This is a genomic window from Plantibacter sp. CFBP 8775 (genome assembly GCF_014839505.1).
Lineage (GTDB): Bacteria > Actinomycetota > Actinomycetes > Actinomycetales > Microbacteriaceae > Plantibacter > Plantibacter auratus.
This window is the reverse complement of the sequence record NZ_JACYNV010000001.1, coordinates 383,694-399,888: the sequence shown is the minus strand read 5'-3', so window position 1 is coordinate 399,888 and position 16,195 is coordinate 383,694. Positions and strand designations below refer to the sequence as shown.

At 70.9% G+C, this 16,195-nt stretch carries 15 protein-coding genes; 7 read left to right on the top strand and 8 right to left on the bottom strand.

Going from position 1 to position 16,195, the window contains the following annotated elements; all coding sequences use genetic code 11:
- Positions 1 to 46: 46 nt before the first annotated feature.
- The 5 genes from IFR14_RS01890 (at position 47) to IFR14_RS01870 (ending at position 4,594) form a co-directional block, all read left to right on the top strand.
- Positions 47 to 622 carry a hypothetical protein gene (locus IFR14_RS01890; protein WP_191940033.1) on the top strand — a complete coding sequence of 192 codons (576 nt, stop codon included), beginning with the start codon at positions 47 to 49 and terminating at the stop codon, positions 620 to 622.
- Positions 623 to 805: 183 nt separating this feature from the next.
- A complete protein-coding gene (locus IFR14_RS01885) occupies positions 806 to 1,729 on the top strand; it encodes an ABC transporter ATP-binding protein (RefSeq protein ID WP_191940032.1) in 924 nt (307 codons plus the stop codon).
- Positions 1,726 to 2,586, top strand: coding sequence for an ABC transporter permease (locus IFR14_RS01880; protein ID WP_191940031.1), 861 nt, complete (start codon positions 1,726 to 1,728; stop codon positions 2,584 to 2,586). The genes IFR14_RS01885 and IFR14_RS01880 overlap by 4 nt, the downstream gene beginning before the upstream one ends.
- Before the next feature lie 86 nt (positions 2,587 to 2,672).
- Positions 2,673 to 3,968: a sensor histidine kinase gene (locus IFR14_RS01875; RefSeq protein ID WP_191940030.1), complete on the top strand. Its 1,296-nt coding sequence runs from the start codon at positions 2,673 to 2,675 to the stop codon at positions 3,966 to 3,968.
- Positions 3,965 to 4,594 carry a response regulator gene (locus IFR14_RS01870; RefSeq protein WP_191940029.1) on the top strand — a complete coding sequence of 210 codons (630 nt, stop codon included), beginning with the start codon at positions 3,965 to 3,967 and terminating at the stop codon, positions 4,592 to 4,594. The genes IFR14_RS01875 and IFR14_RS01870 overlap by 4 nt, the downstream gene beginning before the upstream one ends.
- A 26-nt stretch (positions 4,595 to 4,620) precedes the next feature.
- Here the strand turns inward: IFR14_RS01870 and IFR14_RS01865 are convergent, their stop codons facing one another.
- The 7 genes from IFR14_RS01865 to IFR14_RS01835 form a co-directional block, all read right to left on the bottom strand.
- A complete protein-coding gene (locus tag IFR14_RS01865; protein ID WP_124767950.1) occupies positions 4,621 to 5,925 on the bottom strand; it encodes a glycoside hydrolase family 125 protein in 1,305 nt (434 codons plus the stop codon).
- Between the two features lie 101 nt (positions 5,926 to 6,026).
- Positions 6,027 to 6,428, bottom strand: coding sequence for a YbjQ family protein (locus IFR14_RS01860; RefSeq protein ID WP_124767949.1), 402 nt, complete (start codon positions 6,426 to 6,428; stop codon positions 6,027 to 6,029).
- A complete protein-coding gene (locus tag IFR14_RS01855; protein WP_079704463.1) occupies positions 6,425 to 7,711 on the bottom strand; it encodes an amidohydrolase in 1,287 nt (428 codons plus the stop codon). Before IFR14_RS01855 ends, IFR14_RS01860 begins: the two co-directional genes overlap by 4 nt.
- A 75-nt stretch (positions 7,712 to 7,786) precedes the next feature.
- Positions 7,787 to 8,116 carry a hypothetical protein gene (locus IFR14_RS01850; RefSeq protein WP_124767948.1) on the bottom strand — a complete coding sequence of 110 codons (330 nt, stop codon included), beginning with the start codon at positions 8,114 to 8,116 and terminating at the stop codon, positions 7,787 to 7,789.
- Positions 8,113 to 8,652: a hypothetical protein gene (locus tag IFR14_RS01845; RefSeq protein ID WP_079704461.1), complete on the bottom strand. Its 540-nt coding sequence runs from the start codon at positions 8,650 to 8,652 to the stop codon at positions 8,113 to 8,115. The genes IFR14_RS01850 and IFR14_RS01845 overlap by 4 nt, the downstream gene beginning before the upstream one ends.
- 197 nt (positions 8,653 to 8,849) lie before the next feature.
- On the bottom strand, positions 8,850 to 11,384 hold the full coding sequence (locus IFR14_RS01840; RefSeq protein WP_191940028.1) for a hypothetical protein: 2,535 nt from the start codon (positions 11,382 to 11,384) through the stop codon (positions 8,850 to 8,852).
- Positions 11,384 to 12,448: a LacI family DNA-binding transcriptional regulator gene (locus tag IFR14_RS01835; RefSeq protein WP_342365621.1), complete on the bottom strand. Its 1,065-nt coding sequence runs from the start codon at positions 12,446 to 12,448 to the stop codon at positions 11,384 to 11,386. The genes IFR14_RS01840 and IFR14_RS01835 overlap by 1 nt, the downstream gene beginning before the upstream one ends.
- A 125-nt stretch (positions 12,449 to 12,573) precedes the next feature.
- Here IFR14_RS01835 and IFR14_RS01830 point away from each other — a divergent pair, with 125 nt between their 5' ends.
- The gene (locus IFR14_RS01830; protein WP_191940027.1) at positions 12,574 to 13,818 is read left to right on the top strand and encodes an MFS transporter; all 1,245 of its coding nucleotides are present in this window, start codon (positions 12,574 to 12,576) and stop codon (positions 13,816 to 13,818) included.
- A 95-nt stretch (positions 13,819 to 13,913) separates the two neighbouring features.
- Positions 13,914 to 14,609 (top strand): endonuclease NucS, encoded by a 696-nt coding sequence (gene nucS / locus IFR14_RS01825; protein ID WP_064294112.1) that lies wholly within the window; start codon positions 13,914 to 13,916, stop codon positions 14,607 to 14,609.
- Positions 14,610 to 14,718: 109 nt separating this feature from the next.
- Here the strand turns inward: nucS and IFR14_RS01820 are convergent, their stop codons facing one another.
- Positions 14,719 to 16,188: a GntP family permease gene (locus IFR14_RS01820; protein ID WP_191940026.1), complete on the bottom strand. Its 1,470-nt coding sequence runs from the start codon at positions 16,186 to 16,188 to the stop codon at positions 14,719 to 14,721.
- Between the last annotated feature and the right edge of the window lie 7 nt (positions 16,189 to 16,195).

The following is a 16,195-nucleotide window of genomic DNA, read 5'->3' as shown; positions in this document are numbered from 1 at the left end:
TGGACCTGAGCATCCGTCAACGCTCACGATTCCAGGGGGAACCACCATGTCACTTCGCTCCGCTCACCACCGTCTCCGCGTCTCCGCGGTGGCCGCCGTCGCCGTCATCGGGCTCTTCGGGCTCGCCGCCTGCAGTAGCGGCGACGCACCGGCCGACTCCGACCCCTCGACGAGCGCCACGACCGCGCCCGAGGCCACGGAGGACGCTGCCCAGGAAGAGCCGTCATCGGGCGCGACGAAGTGCACCGAAGAGCAGGTCAACACGCTCAGCGCAGCCAGCGGCGTCGCGGTCCCGGCAGCCGCTGTCGCCGCTGCGAAGGCCACCTTCGCTCCGGCCGCGGTCCTCGGCGACCTGCCGACGGTGTGCATCCTCAGCTACGAAGCGGGTGCCGCCTCGGGCAGCTACGCCGTCCTCTCCGGCGGCGCCGCCTCCCTCACCGCAGCGGCCGCGAACGCGACGGCCGGTGGCGCGAGCGTGACCGAAGCCGCCGGTACGTTCACCGGATCGCTCGACGGGCTGACGATCATCGGCATCCCGTTCACCCAGCTCACCCAGGAGACCGCCGGGTTCGAGAACGTCGAGGACCTCGTCGTCGTCGTCTCCACCGCGGCACTCGGCTAGGCCGCCGCAGCGTCACGCCAGCGCCCATCCGCCCTCGTCGGGCGGGTGGGCGTTCGTGCGCGTCGACCGACCGAGCAGACGCGCCCGTGCGCCAGGCGGCTCGCGCATCAACCGATCGGTGGATACGAGGATCAGCCCCTCCACCGCTACCGGTGCGCGCCGCAGCGGACGAGCATGGACACCATGAGCACACGACCGATCATCGAGGTCCGCGGGCTGCGCAAGCAGTACGGCGATTTCACCGCCGTCGACGGGGTCTCCTTCGACATCCACCCGGGCGAGACCTTCGCCCTCCTCGGCCCGAACGGTGCCGGGAAGAGCACCACGATCGAGATCCTCGAGGGCTACCGGCACCGGACGGGCGGCGAGGCGAGCGTCCTCGGTGTCGACCCGGCGAAGGCCGGTCTCGACTGGAAGGCCCGCCTCGGCATCGTCCTCCAGTCGAGTGCCGAGGCCGCCAACGTCACGGTCCGGGAGCAGCTCACACAGTTCGCCCGGTACTACGCGGACCCGCGGGATGTGGACGAGGTCATCGAGGCGGTCGGGCTCACGAGCAAGGCGGGCACGCGCATCGGCAAGCTCTCGGGCGGCCAGCGTCGTCGGGTGGACGTCGCGCTCGGGGTGGTCGGCCGCCCGGCCCTCCTCTTCCTCGACGAGCCGACGACCGGGTTCGACCCTGAGGCACGTCGGCAGTTCTGGGAGCTCATCCGCTCGCTGAAACGCGACGGCACGACCATCCTCCTCACCACCCACTACCTCGACGAAGCCGCCCAGCTCGCCGACCGCGTCGCCGTCATCGCGGCGGGTCGGCTCGTGGAGATCGGCGCGGTCGACGAGATCGGCGGCGCCGAGGCCCGGATCCCCGTGGTGCGCTGGCGCGACGAGCACGGCCTCCACGAGGAACGGACCGAGGCACCGGCTGCACGGGTCGCCGATCTCACGGCGACACTGGGCGGAGAGCCGCGCGACCTGGAGGTCATCCGTCCGAGCCTCGAGGACATCTACCTCGGGCTCGTCCACGCGGCCGACGCCGCTGCGGCACCAGCCACCCCATCCGAAGCACCGTCACCGGCCACGCAGGTCACCACGACAGGAGTCGGCGCATGACCACCATCGACCGCACCACCAACACGCTCGTCCCGACACTCCCCCGCGGACGCACCCTCCGACTCGGAGCGAGCCGGATCGGCTACGAGACGCGCATCTACTTCCGCTCCGGCGACCAGGTGTTCTTCACCTTCCTCTTCCCCGTCGTAATGCTCGCGATCTTCTCGACCGCGTTCAGCGCGATGGGGAACGTGGGCGAGGCACCCGACGGCACCGGCGGGGTCAGCCAGGCCGCCTTCTACCTCCCCGGCATGATCGCCGCGGGCATCCTCCTCTCGGGCGTCCAGAACCTCGCGACCGACATCGCGACGGAGAAGAGCGACGGCACGCTCAAGCGCCTCGGCGGCAGCCCGCTCCCGGTGATCTCCTACTTCCTCGGGAAGATGGGGCAGGTCCTCGTCACCTCGGTGCTCCAGATCGCGCTGCTGCTCCTCGTCGCGCGGTTCCTGTTCGACGTCACCCTGCCGACCGAGCCCGAGCGGTGGCTCACCTTCGCCTGGATCTACCTGCTCGGCATCGCCACGTCGGCGGTCCTCGGTATCGCCCTGTCGGCGCTCCCCCGCACGGGCAAGAGCGCGACGGCCGTCATCATCCCGATCGTGCTCGTGCTGCAGTTCATCTCCGGCGTCTACCTCTCGTTCACGATGCTCCCCGAGTGGCTGCAGAGCGTCGCGAGTGTCTTCCCGCTCAAGTGGATCGCGCAGGGCATGCGCTCCGTCTTCCTGCCGGAGGGGTTCGCCTCGCAGGAGCCGTCCGGTGGCTGGGACCTCCCGATGGTCGCGCTCGTCCTCGTCGTCTGGGCGATCGTCGGCCTCGTCCTCACCCGCCTCACCTTCCGCTGGGTCCGCCGCTCCTAGCCCGCGAACTGTCAGTTCCGGTGGGTGTATGCCGCCGGAACTGGCAGGAAGTGACAGTTCGCGAGTAGGGATGGGAGGGTTGGGACATGGACGGACGACGGTGGTGGGATGTCGCGTTCGGCGCGGGGTGCGTGATCGTCGGTGCGCTCGTGAGCGTCAGCGCGGCCGGGGCACCGGAGCGGGCCGTCGGCGTCTGGATCGTGCTGGCGGCGCTCTGCCTCGTCTACTACACGGCCGGGCGACGCACCCTCGAGCGTCCGCAGGGCGGGCTTTGGTTCGCGATCACCCTCATCGCCCTCACCGCCGTCGGGACGGCGTTCTCCCCGAACGTCCTGACCCTCCAGTGCCTCGTGTTCCCGCTGCTGTGGGTGCTGACGCCGAAGACGCGGAACGCGATCGTCCTCAACATCGCGAGCGCCGCGACCCTCGCCGTCGGCTTCATCGTCGGACAAGGCGCCACCCCGGAGGCGATCCTGCAGGGGCTCGCGATCCAGAGCGTCTCGCTCGTCTTCGCGCTGTCCCTCGGTCTGTGGATCACCCGGATCGCCGAGCTCGGCGACGAGAAGGCGCGACTCCTCGTGAGTCTGCAGACCGCTCAGGCTGAATCGGAGCGGGCGAGCCGGGAGGCCGGGGCTGCCGCCGAACGCGAACGCATGGCTCGCGACATCCACGACACCATCGCGCAGAGCCTCACGAGTGTGGTGCTGCTCGCGCAACGCGCCCGCTCCGAGGTCGGCGAGACCGTCGCCGGCACGCCGGACGCCTCCCCGCTGGACGGTCGACCGATCGCCGCCCTCGACAGCATCGACCTCATCGAGAGCACGGCACGCGACGCCCTCCGCGAGGCGAGATCCCTCGTGGCCACGACGGCGGCGATGCCGGCCGCCGACACGACGCTCGGTGACAGCCTCCGCCGCTTGGGCGAGCGGTTCGCCCGCGAGACAGGTATGGCCGTCCACGTCGACGCTCCCTCCGAACGGTTCCAGCGGGCGCCCGAGGTCGTGCTGCTCCGGAGTGCGCAGGAGGGTCTCGCGAACATCCGGAAACACGCCGCCGCCGCCCGCGTCGAGCTGGTGCTCACCGTCGACGACGGCTGGGCCGAACTGCGGATCTCCGACGACGGGGTCGGGATCGCGGACCCGGACGGCGCGCTGCTCGGGACCAGTCCGGGCGCGGGCTTCGGGCTGCACGGCATGCACGACCGGGTGACGCTGCTCGGCGGAACGGTGGAACTCACGAGTGCCGCGGGAGCTGGGACGACCGTGCGGGTGCGAGTGCCGGTGACGATCGAGGCGGGCCCTTCGACAGGCTCAGGGACCACGGACGGTGTCTCGGCCGACGGCTCTTCGACAAGCTCAAGGACCGTGGAGGAGGGACGATGACACGGATCAGGATCGTCGTCGCGGACGACCACCCCATCGTTCGGTCGGGCATCGTCGCGCTGCTCGGGCGCGCGGACGACCTCGAGGTCGTCGCCGAGGTGGCGGACGGCGCTGCGGCGGTCGCGGCTGCCGAGGAGTACCGGCCGGACCTCGTGCTCATGGACCTGCGCATGCCGGTCCTCGGCGGTGCGGAGGCGACAGCGCGCATCGTGCAGCGCGTGCCAGGCGTCCGGGTGCTCGTGCTGACGACCTACGAGACCGACGACGACATCCTCGGCGCGATCGAGGCCGGAGCCGGCGGCTACCTGTTGAAGGCGGCGCCCGAGCAGGAGATCCTGGCCGGCATCCGTTCAGTGGTCGCCGGTCAGACGGTGCTCGCGCCCACGATCGCGGCGACACTCGTGGGCCGCATGCAGGGCGGGACACCAACCCGCCCCCAGCTCAGCGCTCGCGAGCTCGAGGTCCTCGCGCTCGTCGCCGCCGGCAACAGCAACCGGGCGATCGCGGCGGCACTCTTCATCTCGGAGTCGACGGTGAAGACGCACCTGCTGCACGTCTTCGAGAAGCTCGAGGTGGCCGACCGGACCAGGGCCGTCACCCGTGCACAGGAGCTGCGGCTGCTCTGAGCCGGCGCACGAGGCTGCGGGTCCGTTCAGTCACCTCGGGGCACAGGACGCCGCACGTGCGTGCGCAGACCCACCACGTCGAGGACGAACTCGCAGAACATCGCGTTCGCCCAGGAGAACCAGCGGCGGGTGAAGGTGTCGGGGTCGTCCTTGTGGAACGACTCGTGCATGACCCCGGTGCCTGCGTCGGTCCGCAGCAGCGTGTCGAGCAGGCGGGCGCGATCCTGCTCGTCCTGCGAGGTGAGGCCCTCGATGGACAGGGCGATCGGCCAGATGTGGTCGTCGGGCGTGTGTGGGCTCCCGATCCCACGGGCGGCGGACCCGACGAAGTAGCTCGGGTCGTCCTCGCTGAGCAGGAACCGTCGGGTGGCGAGGTACCGGGCGTCGTCGGGCGCGCACCAGCCGAGGAACGGCAGCGAGAGCAGACTCGGCACGTTTGCGTCGTCGATCAGGAGCGCGTTGCCGAACCCGTCGACCTCGTAGGCGTAGACGTCGCCGCACTGATCGGTCGTCACGACACCGTGGGCGTCGATCGCGGTCTCGAGCTCGCGTCGGAGCGCACCGGCCTCCGCGGCGAGTGCCGCGTCGTCGAGCACATCGACAGCGATCGATTCGACCCCGGCGAGCGTCACCGCAGCGAAGAGGTTGCCCGGAACGTTGTAGCCGTACCGCCCTGCGTCGTCGCTCGGCCGGAACCCCGACCACGAGAGCCCGGTCCACGCCGTCTCCGGCCCGAGTCCGTCGCGGACGAGGGTGTCGGAGAGCGGGGCGTCGAACCGCTGGAACCGGTACGGTGAGCGCTCCTCGTGGTGCTGTTCGACCCGCCAGACCTCCATCGCCGCGACGACGGCGGAGCGGTACCGCGCATCCAGGTGGTCGCGGCGCCCCGTCGCCAGCCAGATGTCGTGTGCGAGCTGGAGCGGGTAGCAGAGCGAGTCGATCTCGTACTTGCGTTCCCACACCCAGGGCGACGCATCGGTGCGGTCGTCGCGGTGGCCGTGCCCGTTCGGCTCGGCGTTGAACGCGTTCGCGTAGGGGTCGAGTGCGATCGCATCCAGCTGCCGGCGGTTGACGGCGACGAGCAGCTCGGCCAGCTCGGGGTGGTCGGCTGCGAAGTGGAGATAGGGAGCGAGTTGGGCGCTCGAGTCGCGCAACCACATCGCGGGGATGTCGCCGGTGAGCATGAACACGGTGCCGTCCGGCATGGGCGTCATCGTGCTGTGCAGGGTGTCGGCGAAGCAGCGCTCGAACATCTCGGCCACCCGTTCGTCACTGCGCTCCCGCACAGCCGTGGTCACCTCGGTGATGAGTTCGTCGATCCAAGCGGTCATGGGTCTCCTCCGTCTGCGTCGGCGCGGTGATCGGGCGGGTCAGGTCGAGTCAGGTCAGCGCAGGTCGGAACGAGGGGCGTGCCCCTCGTTCCGCTCCACCGTCAGACGTCGCCGCGTGGTTTCGGGGCGTCCGGCTGCTTCGCCGCGTAGGCGGACTGGCCGGTCGCTCCAGGCTCGCCTGCGGGGATCGGGACGAGGTACGCCGCGGTGCCGTAGGCGGTCAGCTGCGTCCACGCACCGCCGATGTCGGTGGTCTCGAGACGCATCGCGAGGACCGCGTTCGCGCCGCGCTGTTCCGCGTCGGCCACCAGGCGTCGCATGACCTCCTGGCGGGACTCGAACAGCAGCTGGGTCATCCCCGGGACCTCGCCGCCGCCGAGCGCCGAGAAGCCGATCGACATCGAGGAGCCCCAGTCGCGAGCTCGCACGGTGAGCCCGACGACCTCGCCGAGGACGGCGTCGATGCGGTGTCCGGCGACGGTGTCCGTCGTCACGACGATCATGCGGTGGCCGCCGTTCCGGCCAGACGCGACAGTGCCGCGAGCGAGAGCGCTGCGATGCCGGTGTCGAGGGTGGGGTGGATGAGCGGAGCGAACTTCGAGGAGTGGTTGCCGGGAAGGTCTTGTTCCATGCGCCCCGAGGCGTAGGCCGCCGCGAAGGCCTGTGGGTCGGCACCCCCGAGGATCCAGTAGACGATGGGAGCGTCGGCGGCCGTCGCGAGCATGCCGACGTCCTCACTCCCCGTGACGAGACCGGGGTCGACGACGCGGTTGGCACCGAACGCGTCGGCGAACACCGCCGTCACCGCGCCGGTCGCCGCGGGATCGTTCACGAGCACCGGGAAGGCCTCGGTGTGTTCGATCACCGGTTCCCGCTCGGCGCCCGATGCTGCGGCCTCGGCCCGGATGATGCGCTCCATGGAGCCGACGACGCGGTCGCGCACGTGCGGTTCGTAGCTGCGGATGTTGACGCCGATCTGCGCGGTGTCGGGGATGATGTTGTTCTTGGTGCCGGCGTGCATCGTGCCGACGGTGAGCACCGCGGTGTCGGTTCCGGCGACCTCGCGGGACACGATGCTCTGGAGGCGGACGACCGCCGACGCCGCCATCACGATCGGGTCGATCGTCGACTGCGGGCGGGATCCGTGCCCGCCGCGGCCGTGGAAGGTGACGCGGTAGGCGTCGGTCGCGGCGAACGACGGACCGGCGTGCGTGCCGACGACACCGGCCGGCAGCGGACCGACGTGCTGGCCGAACACGATGTCGGGCTTCGGGACGCGTGCGTAGAGGTCGTCGTCGACCATCGCCTGCGCACCGCCGCCGGCCTCTTCAGCCGGCTGGAACAGGACGACGAGTGTCCCGGACCAGGTGTCGCGCCGTGCGGCGAGCAGTTCGGCGGCTCCCAGCAGACAGGTGACGTGGACGTCGTGGCCGCAGGCGTGCATGACCGGGACGTCGTTGCCCTCCGGATCGACCCCGCGCGCGACGCTCGCGTAGTCGAGGCCTGTCTCCTCCAGGACGGGCAGGCCGTCCATGTCGGCCCGCAGGAGGACCGTCGGTCCTTCGCCGTTCTCCAGGACACCGACGACACCGGTGCCGCCGATCCCCGTCGCGACCCCGTACCCGAGGCCGGTGATGCGATCCGCGACCAGGGCGGCCGTCCGGTGCTCCGCGAAGGAGAGCTCCGGATTGGCGTGCAGATCCTGGTACACCGGTGCGAGCGACACGGCGAGCGACGCCGCCTCCTGCTGGACGAGTGCTGCGGTGGCGATGGGCTGGTCGGTCATGGGTCTCCTTCGAGCGTCTCCTCCACCCTACGGGGCATGCCGTCCGTACCGTCGGCCGGGCGCCGGCTCGGGCGATCAGCCGCGATCGCCGGCGCGTCGCTTCCGGACACCGACGACCGCGAACACGACGGCGACGGCCAGCGCGATCGCGGCGACGCCGAACGGCCCGATCGTGCCGAGCAGCGCACCGAAACCGGCTCGCCGTCCGGTGCTCCGTCCGGCGACCTCGTCCCAGATCGGGGTGAAGCAGAGCACGGCGACGAGCACGCCGATCCCCGCACCGACGAACCACCCGAACGGTGAACTCCCCCACTCCTCGACGGACCATTGCGGTGGGGTCTCCGGTTCGCTCGGCTGAACCGGTTCCTGCTCCGGCTGCTGGCCAGGCTGCTGCCCGCCGCTCATCGCTTCCAGACCGTTCCGCCAGCGCCCATGTCGGAACCGCCGACGGAGACGCCGGTCACCTCGAGGCCATCGGTCGAGGACAGCGGCACACAGACCGTGATCGTCTCGCCGCCGACGAGGTCCTCCGCAGCCGTCGTCGGATCGTCCGGTGTCCCGGTGCACTCCGTGAGACCGATGAACGACGTCTCGAGGAAGCTCCCATCCGACAGCTCGGCGAAGACGTTGTTCCAGGGCAACGCGAGCACCTCGGCGGTGGCGTCCCCCTCGTACGCGAACTCGATGGAGGCGAAGTAGACGTCGTCGTCACCACCCATCTGCGCGGTCACCTCGGCGGGTGCCTTGTCGAGCGAGGCGACCGTGACGGCGAAGTCCTGATCGTCGTTCCCCGCGATCTTGGCGGGCAGGGTCACGGTGGCCGTCTCGCCGACCGAGACGGAACCGCTGGAGCAGCCGGCGAGGGCCGCGGCGAAGACGAGCGCAGCGCCTCCTCCGGCCAGGCGCGGGAGCCGGCTCATCGATCGTGTGCGGTGCGTCATGTGGTTCGTCCTTCTCGTGGCCCGGACCGAGCGACACGCGTCGCCCGGTCCGGTCGTCTGGGGGTGGCGGCATGCTCCACGGCGTGCCCGAACCGATGGTGCCGGAGCGCCGCGGCTCCGAGCCAGCCACCCGAACGAGCCCGAACGACTCGCGCGGGTCGACGAACGGAGGTCACGCACGCCTGGTGGCGGTGGAGTCAGGCCCGGGCGAGGTCCGCGCGCATCGTCTGGACGGCCGTGGCTCGCCAGTGGCCGACTGCGCTGAGGAGGTCGGCGGCGGCGGCGAACGCGGCGTCGGCCGCCGCTCGGTCGCCGCGGATCGCCGCCGCCCTCCCGATCGTCTCGAACGCCCTCGCCTGCTCGACCCGGTCACCGAGCAGTTCGGCGAGCTCAAGCGAGCCTCGCGCCCAGCGTTCGGCGGTCCCGGCGTCGTCGGCGTCGGCGGCGATCTCGCCGAGGGTGCTGCAGGCGTCGGAGCGGAGGAGTGGGTAGCCGACGCGCTCGGCCGAGGCCAGGGCGGTGTCCGCCAGACGCGCAGCCTCGACGAGGTCCCCGCGTCGACGGGCGACCTGGGCGAGCTGGATGGCGATCTCGGCGTCCTCGTCGAACGTCGTCGGACCGCCGCCGTCCGCCCCTGCCGCGAGCAGGGCCTCCTCCGCCTCGGCCACACGGTCGAGATCCAGCAGGATCATGGCGCGTTGGGTGAAGAGGTATCCGCGGTTGACGCCGGGACCGCCGCGCTCGAGTAGGGTCGCGCAGCGCCGGAGCGCCTCGTCGAACCGCCCCTGCGCCTGGAGCAGGAGCACACGGTTCGACTCGACGATCGTCCGATTGACGTCATCCCCGGCTCGAGCGCTCACCGCCTCGGCGAGATCGAACAACCGCTCCGACCGGCGATACCGGCTCGTGATGCGCGCCAGATTGCCGAGGTTGCCGAGCGCGCGCCCCCGCGTGATCGGATTGCCGGCTGCGGCCGCGATCCGAGCGGCGCGGAGATACGACTGCTCGGCCTCCGCCATCCGTCCCAGTTGGCGTTCCACATTGGCGATCACGTTCATCGTGCGACCCGGCTGCTCCTCGGTGAGGAGGCGGCTCGCCCGATGCAGGTGGTCGAGGGCGTCGTCGTACCGACCGAGCTTCTCGAAGGCGCGGGCGAGGAGCTCCGCGGTCGTGCCTCGTCGTTCCCGCGGCACGAACGGCGCGGCGAGTTGGAGGAGTTCGGCCGCATGGCTCCAATAGCCGGCATCACCCACCGGCTCCACCACGTGGAAGACGACCGCGGCGAGCGCGGCACCCGCCCGCTGGTCGACTGCGAGCGCTGCGGCGGCCACCAGCCCGTCGGCGAGCGACGCGTCGAAGCGGACGGAGCCGACCAACTCGCGGAACCGTTCCAACACCCGCTCGGCCAGCACCACGAGGACCGACGGGCGCTCCTGCTCGAGCGCGAGCCGGTGGGCCGCGGTGTGGACGAGCGGGTGCAGTTCGACGGTCCGCTCCGAGACGGTGGCCAGGTGCATGTCCGCCAGGCGACGGAGCAGGCGCACCGAGGTCGGCGCATCCGCACCGGCATCGTCCAGCAGTGTCCCGACGACGTCCAGCCGTACTGGGCCGCGGAGCAGGCCGAGTCGCCGGAACAGGGTCGCGGCGTCCGGTCCGATGGCGGCGACCGAGGGTTCCAGGAGCGGCACCGCGTGGTCGCGCCGCGGGCGGTCGCCGAAGCGCTCGGCCACATCGGCGAGCGACCAGTCCGGGTGGTCTTCGATGAAGCGCAGCACGAGGTCGAGGTCGAGGCGGATCCCGCTGATCGCCTTCGCGAGCCGGCGGACCGCCGCGTCGTCGGCAGAGGAGGACGTCGGACGCCGCGAGGCGGTCGCGGCCGAGAGCAGCCGGACCGTCTCCTCGGTCTCGAGCGGCAGGACGGTCCGACGGTCCACCGCGAGTCCCTCCGCGGCCGCCAGTGCCTCGAGGCCGTCGAGCCGGGCTCGCGAGGTCACGATCAGCTGGAGACCGCACCCGGCGGGACCCCGGGCGTGGTCGGCGATCAGGAGTGGAGCGAGTTGCGCTGCGGAGAACGCGTCCTCGAGCAGGACGACGATCCGGCGGTCGCGCGCCGCTGTTCGGAGCGTCTCGCGCAGCGCTGCGGCGTCGAGGCGACGATCGGACCGACCTCCGACGGCGCGCACCAGTTCGCGCAGGACCTCGTCCGCTTCCGCCGGACGCTGCCCGTCTTCGAATCCGTGCAACCGGACGAGGAGCACCACCGCACCGGGGGTACGGCGGCGTTCGACCTCGGCGAGCCGCCTCGCGACCTCGGCCTTGCCGACCCCGGGGAGCCCGGTGAGGACGACGACGGGTGCGGCAGCGGGCTCCACACCGGTGGACGTCGATCCCTCGGCTGCCGGCAGGACGGAGGCGGACACCGGGCCCCCGAGCGTCGCACCGTTCAGGCGCGCAGCAGTGGTGCGCCACTCGGCGGCCGCTGACGCTGAGGCTCCGAGGGCGAGGACGAGGTCGTGGATGAGCTCGGCGTCGACCCGATGCCGGTCGGTGCGGAAGCAGTCGTAGACCGTCACCTTGCCGGGGGCGTCGCGGGAACCTCGTCTGAGCCGGAGGGCACCGACCCGCCGGGCCAGCTCGGCGAACGACGGCGCACCGGCCGCCGCGCGCAACCCCGTGAGCGCCTCGGCCAGCTCCCCCAGGTCGGCGATGGACGAGAGGGTGGTCGGTCGCATCACCGGGCCCGGCGCGCCGGTGCCGTGGTCGCGCCAGGGTGGAACCGGACCGCGAACTGCTCGCACTCCGGATCGCGGCCGTCGAGCATGGCGACGATCGCCCGGCCGGCGGCCGACCCCTTCTCCCGGGAGGGCTGCCAGACCGTCGTGAGGTCGTAGTCGAGCCCTTCGACGCGGATGCCATCGAACCCGACGACGCTGAGCTCCGCGGGAACGGAGATGCCGAGCTCCTCGGCTGCGCGGATGACGCCGGCGGCCAGGAGGTCGCTCTGTGCGGCGATCGCCGTCGGGCGCTCACCCGCCGGAACGTCGAGGATGGCGTGTCCGGCGACCCGCCCCTCCTCGAGCGATGACCCCGTGGTGACGAACCCCTGCGCGTCGGGGAAGACGTCGCGGAGGCCCTGCAAGCGTTCGATCGCCGGGACCGTCGTGGCGGATCGCTCCCACTCGGGCGTGAGCGGGCCGCGGCGTTCGGTCGAGTCGAGGTTGAGGGTGACGACGGCGACCCGCTCGTGGCCGCGGTCGGCGAGGTGTCGCGCCTCCTCACGCACGCCACCGCGGTTGTCGACGGCGATGTCGGGGACGCCGAGGGCTGCGAGTCCTTCGATCGACACGATCGGCATCCCCCGTCGGCTGAGGATCGCGACCGAGCTGTCGAGGTTCGGGCTGCAGCCGATGAGGACGACGCCGTCCATCGGTGCGTTGCTCAACTGCAGCGTGCCCTCCTGCGCATCGTTCAGGAGCAGCAGTCCCGCGCCGACCGCGCCGAGTTCGTCGGCGAGTCCGTCGAGGGTCTGGACCATCACCGGGTCGCGGAAGGAGTGCCCTATGCGGCCGGCGACGACGGCTCCGACGATGCCACTGCGTCCCTGGCGGAGGGAGCGGGCCCGCGGGTCGGGGCCGGCGTAGTCGAGGTCGGCCGCAGCCTGCAGCACCCGCTGCTTGGTCGCTTCGGACACGGGTCCGGCGCCGCTGAACGCCAGCGAGGCGGTCGACGGCGACACACCCGCACGCTCGGCGACATCGGCGAGCGTCGGTCGCGAGGGGCGTGATTCCTGGTCCACGATCTGCTAGCTTAGTCGACGGAATCGAATCGATTCGATTTCCGCCAGATCCACCGAGACGCACGGGCCTCACCACCCCGCTCCACCGAGCGCCCAGGCGCACCAGCACCGATCCCGAGGACCCTGTGTCAGAGCCGACCAACCCGCAGACCGCACCCGTCGCACTACGCCCACGCCGCGAACTCCTCGCCTGGCGCAACGCGATCTTCGTGATCTTCGCCCTGAGCGGCCTCAGCATCGCGACGTGGGTGGCGCGCATCCCCGCCATCCGCGACAACCTCGAGCTGACCACCGGCGCCGTCGGGCTGCTCATCCTCGGCATGTCGATCGGATCGATCCTCGGCCTCGTCGCCTCCCAGCACCTCCTCGCGCGTCTCGGCCCGCGACACGGCATGCAGCTCACGCTCGGGCTCGTCGCGACCGGCTTGCTCCTCATCGGGGTCGGCGCGAGCCTCGTGCCACTCGAGGGCATCGTCCTCGTCGGGCTCATCATCTTCGGCTTCGGGAACGGCGCGCTCGACGTCATGATGAACGTCGAGGGCGCCGCGGCCGAGCAGGAGCTCGGCAAGACGGTGATGCCGCTGATGCACGCGTGCTTCAGCTTCGGCACGGTCGCCGGAGCAGGGCTCGGCGCACTCGCGTCCGCAGCCGGCCTCGAGGTCTTCTGGCACGCGCTCGTCATGGCGGTCGTCATCGCGATCGTCGCCGTCGTCGCCGTGCGCTTCGTCCCCGCCGAGCAGGTCGTCGCCGACGAACTCGACGACGCACCGAAGGCGCCGTGGCAGGACCGTCTCCGCGAGAGCCTCTCGGTCTGGGCGGACGGCCGCCTCATCCTCATCGGCGTCATCATGCTCGGCATGGCGTTCGCCGAGGGCAGCGCCAACGACTGGCTCGCACTCGCCGTGGTCGACGGCCATGAGCAGAGCAACACGACCGGCGCGCTCGTCTACGGCGTGTTCGTCACCGCGATGACCGTCGGTCGCATCGTCGGCGGGCCGCTCATCGACCGCTTCGGCCGGGTGCCGGTGCTGCAGGTGTCGGCCGCCGCGGCGATCGCCGGACTCGTCCTGTTCATCCTCACGCCGGTCACCGGCCTCATGGTCCTCGGAACCGTGCTGTGGGGACTCGGCGCCTCGCTCGGGTTCCCGGTGGGCATGTCCGCCGCGGCCGACGACTCCAAGCGCGCTGCGGCACGGGTGAGCGCCGTCGCGATGATCGGCTACTGCGCGTTCCTCGTCGGTCCGCCGCTCATCGGCATCCTCGGCGACGCCATCGGCCTGCTGAACGCCCTGTTCGTCGTGCTCGTACTCATCGTGTTCGCCGGCCTCGCGTCGCCGGCCGCCCGCGAGAGCAGCCGCCGCAAGCGCTGAGCCCTTTTCGTCCGCCCATGTTCGGGCGATTCACGGTTCCGTCGCCCGAACATGGGCGAATGGACGCGCTGCGGTGTCGCGGTAGGCTCGTCGTCGTGCGTTTGGTGATTGCGGAGTGCTCGGTCGACTATGCCGGACGGTTGTCGGCTCACTTGCCGCTCGCCAAGCGGCTGCTCATGGTGAAGAACGACGGCAGCCTGCTCGTCCACTCCGACGGCGGCTCCTACAAGCCGCTCAACTGGATGAGCCCGCCCTGCGTGCTCACGACGGTCGAGCCCGACGAGACGCAGGCCGCGGCCGGGATCACCGAGCTGTGGAAGGTCACGCACAAGAAGACCGGCGACGCCCTCATCGTGTCGATCCACGAGGTCCACCACGACAGCGCGCACGAACTCGGCGTCGACCCGGGCCTCCAGAAGGACGGCGTCGAGGCGCACCTGCAGAAGCTCCTCGCCGAGCAGATCGAACTCCTCGGCGACGGCTACCGACTCATCCGCCGCGAGTACATGACCGCGATCGGCCCGGTCGACATCCTCGCCACCGACGCGACCGGGGCGTCCGTCGCGGTCGAGCTGAAGCGCCGCGGCGACATCGACGGCGTCGAGCAGCTCACCCGCTACCTCGAACTCATGAACCGCGACCCGCTCCTCGCTCCCGTGCAGGGCGTGTTCGCCGCCCAGGAGATCAAGCCGCAGGCGCGCACCCTCGCCCAGGACCGCGGGATCCGCTGCGTCGTCCTCGACTACGACGCGATGCGCGGCCTTGACGACAGCGACTCCCGCCTCTTCTGACGTCGACCGAGTCCCTTTCTCAGGAGTCCTCCGGCGCGCCGACTTCACCAGGCACCGACACGCCCGGAAACTCCTGAGAAAGGCACTGGTCCGACGGTCATGACTCGGGCTAGACGAACAGCCAGATGAGGGCGACCATCCCGAAGCCGACGACCGAGAGGATCGTCTCGAGCACGGTCCAGGTCGCGAGCGTCTGCTTCACCGACATGTTGAAGTACTTCGCGATGATCCAGAACCCACCGTCGTTGACGTGCGAGAGCGTGATCGAACCCGCCGCGATCGCGATGCCGATGAGCGCCAGCTGCGGCTGCGAGTAGTCGCCCGCGAGCACGACCGGCTGCAGGATCCCGGCCGTGATGACGATGGCCGCTGTCGCCGAGCCCTGCGCGATGCGGAGGCCGGAGCTGATGAGGTACGCGGACACGATGATCGGCAGGCCGAGCGAACCGAGCACCTCGGCCAGTGCCGCGCCAACACCCGTCGCTGAGATGACCGCGCCGAAGAACGCACCCGCACCGACGACGAGCAGGATCATGCCGATCGGCCGGAGCGACTGACCGGAGAGCTCGCCCAGCTCGGCGAGCGTCATGCCGCGCCGCACCCCCAGCACGTAGTACGCGAGGCAGACGGCGATCGTGAGCGCGACCGCCGGGTTGCCGATGAGCGTCAGCGCTTCGAGGACCGGGCCGTTCGGCAGGGCGAGGGCCCCGAAGGTGGCGGCGAGGATGAGCAGGATCGGCGTGATGATGATGAGACCGACGCTCCAGAGCGAGACGTCCTTGCGCTCGGGGGCGTCGTCCTCGGGCTCCAGCACGTACTCCTCGGGAACCGAGACCATGACACGCTTCCCGATCCAGAGCGGCCAGGCGATGCCCGACGCGATGAAGGCGGGGATACCGCAGAGGAAGCCCATGAGGATGAGCCAGCCGAGCCCGACCTCGAACGTGCCGGCGAGCGCCGTCGGTCCCGGGTGCGGCGGCAGGAACGCGTGCGTCATCGAGAGGCCGGCGAGCATCGGGAGCGCGTAGAGCACGAGCGACTTCCCGCCGCGACGCGCGGTGATGTAGACGAGGGGTGCGAGGACGAAGATGCCGACGTCGAAGAACACGGGGATGCCGAAGATGAGACCGGTGAGCCCCATCGCGATCGGAGCGCCGCGCTCCCCGAAGCGACCGAGGAGCTTCCGGATGAGGACGTCGGCACCGCCGGAGCGCTCGAGGATCGCGCCGAGCACGGTGCCGAGACCGATGATGATCGTGATGTGCCCGAGGATGCCGCCGAAGCCGGTCTCGAGGAGGGACGCCCCCGGCTTGATCTGCTCGTCGTCGAAGGGGTCCGGCACGGCCACGCCGACGATCTGGTAGATGCTCGTCCCGGTCGCGAGCGCCAGACCGATGCCGACGATGAAGAGCGAGATGAACGGTTCGAGCTTCACCCGGATGATGAGGAACAGCAGCACCGCGATGGCGACCGCGCACAGGATGAGCAGGCCGGGGGTGGTCTGCTGCAGCCACCCGATGGGATCGCTCGGGGCTGGTGCGGCGGCGGCGACGCTGCGCGCGAGGGCGGTGATGGACATGGGAGGA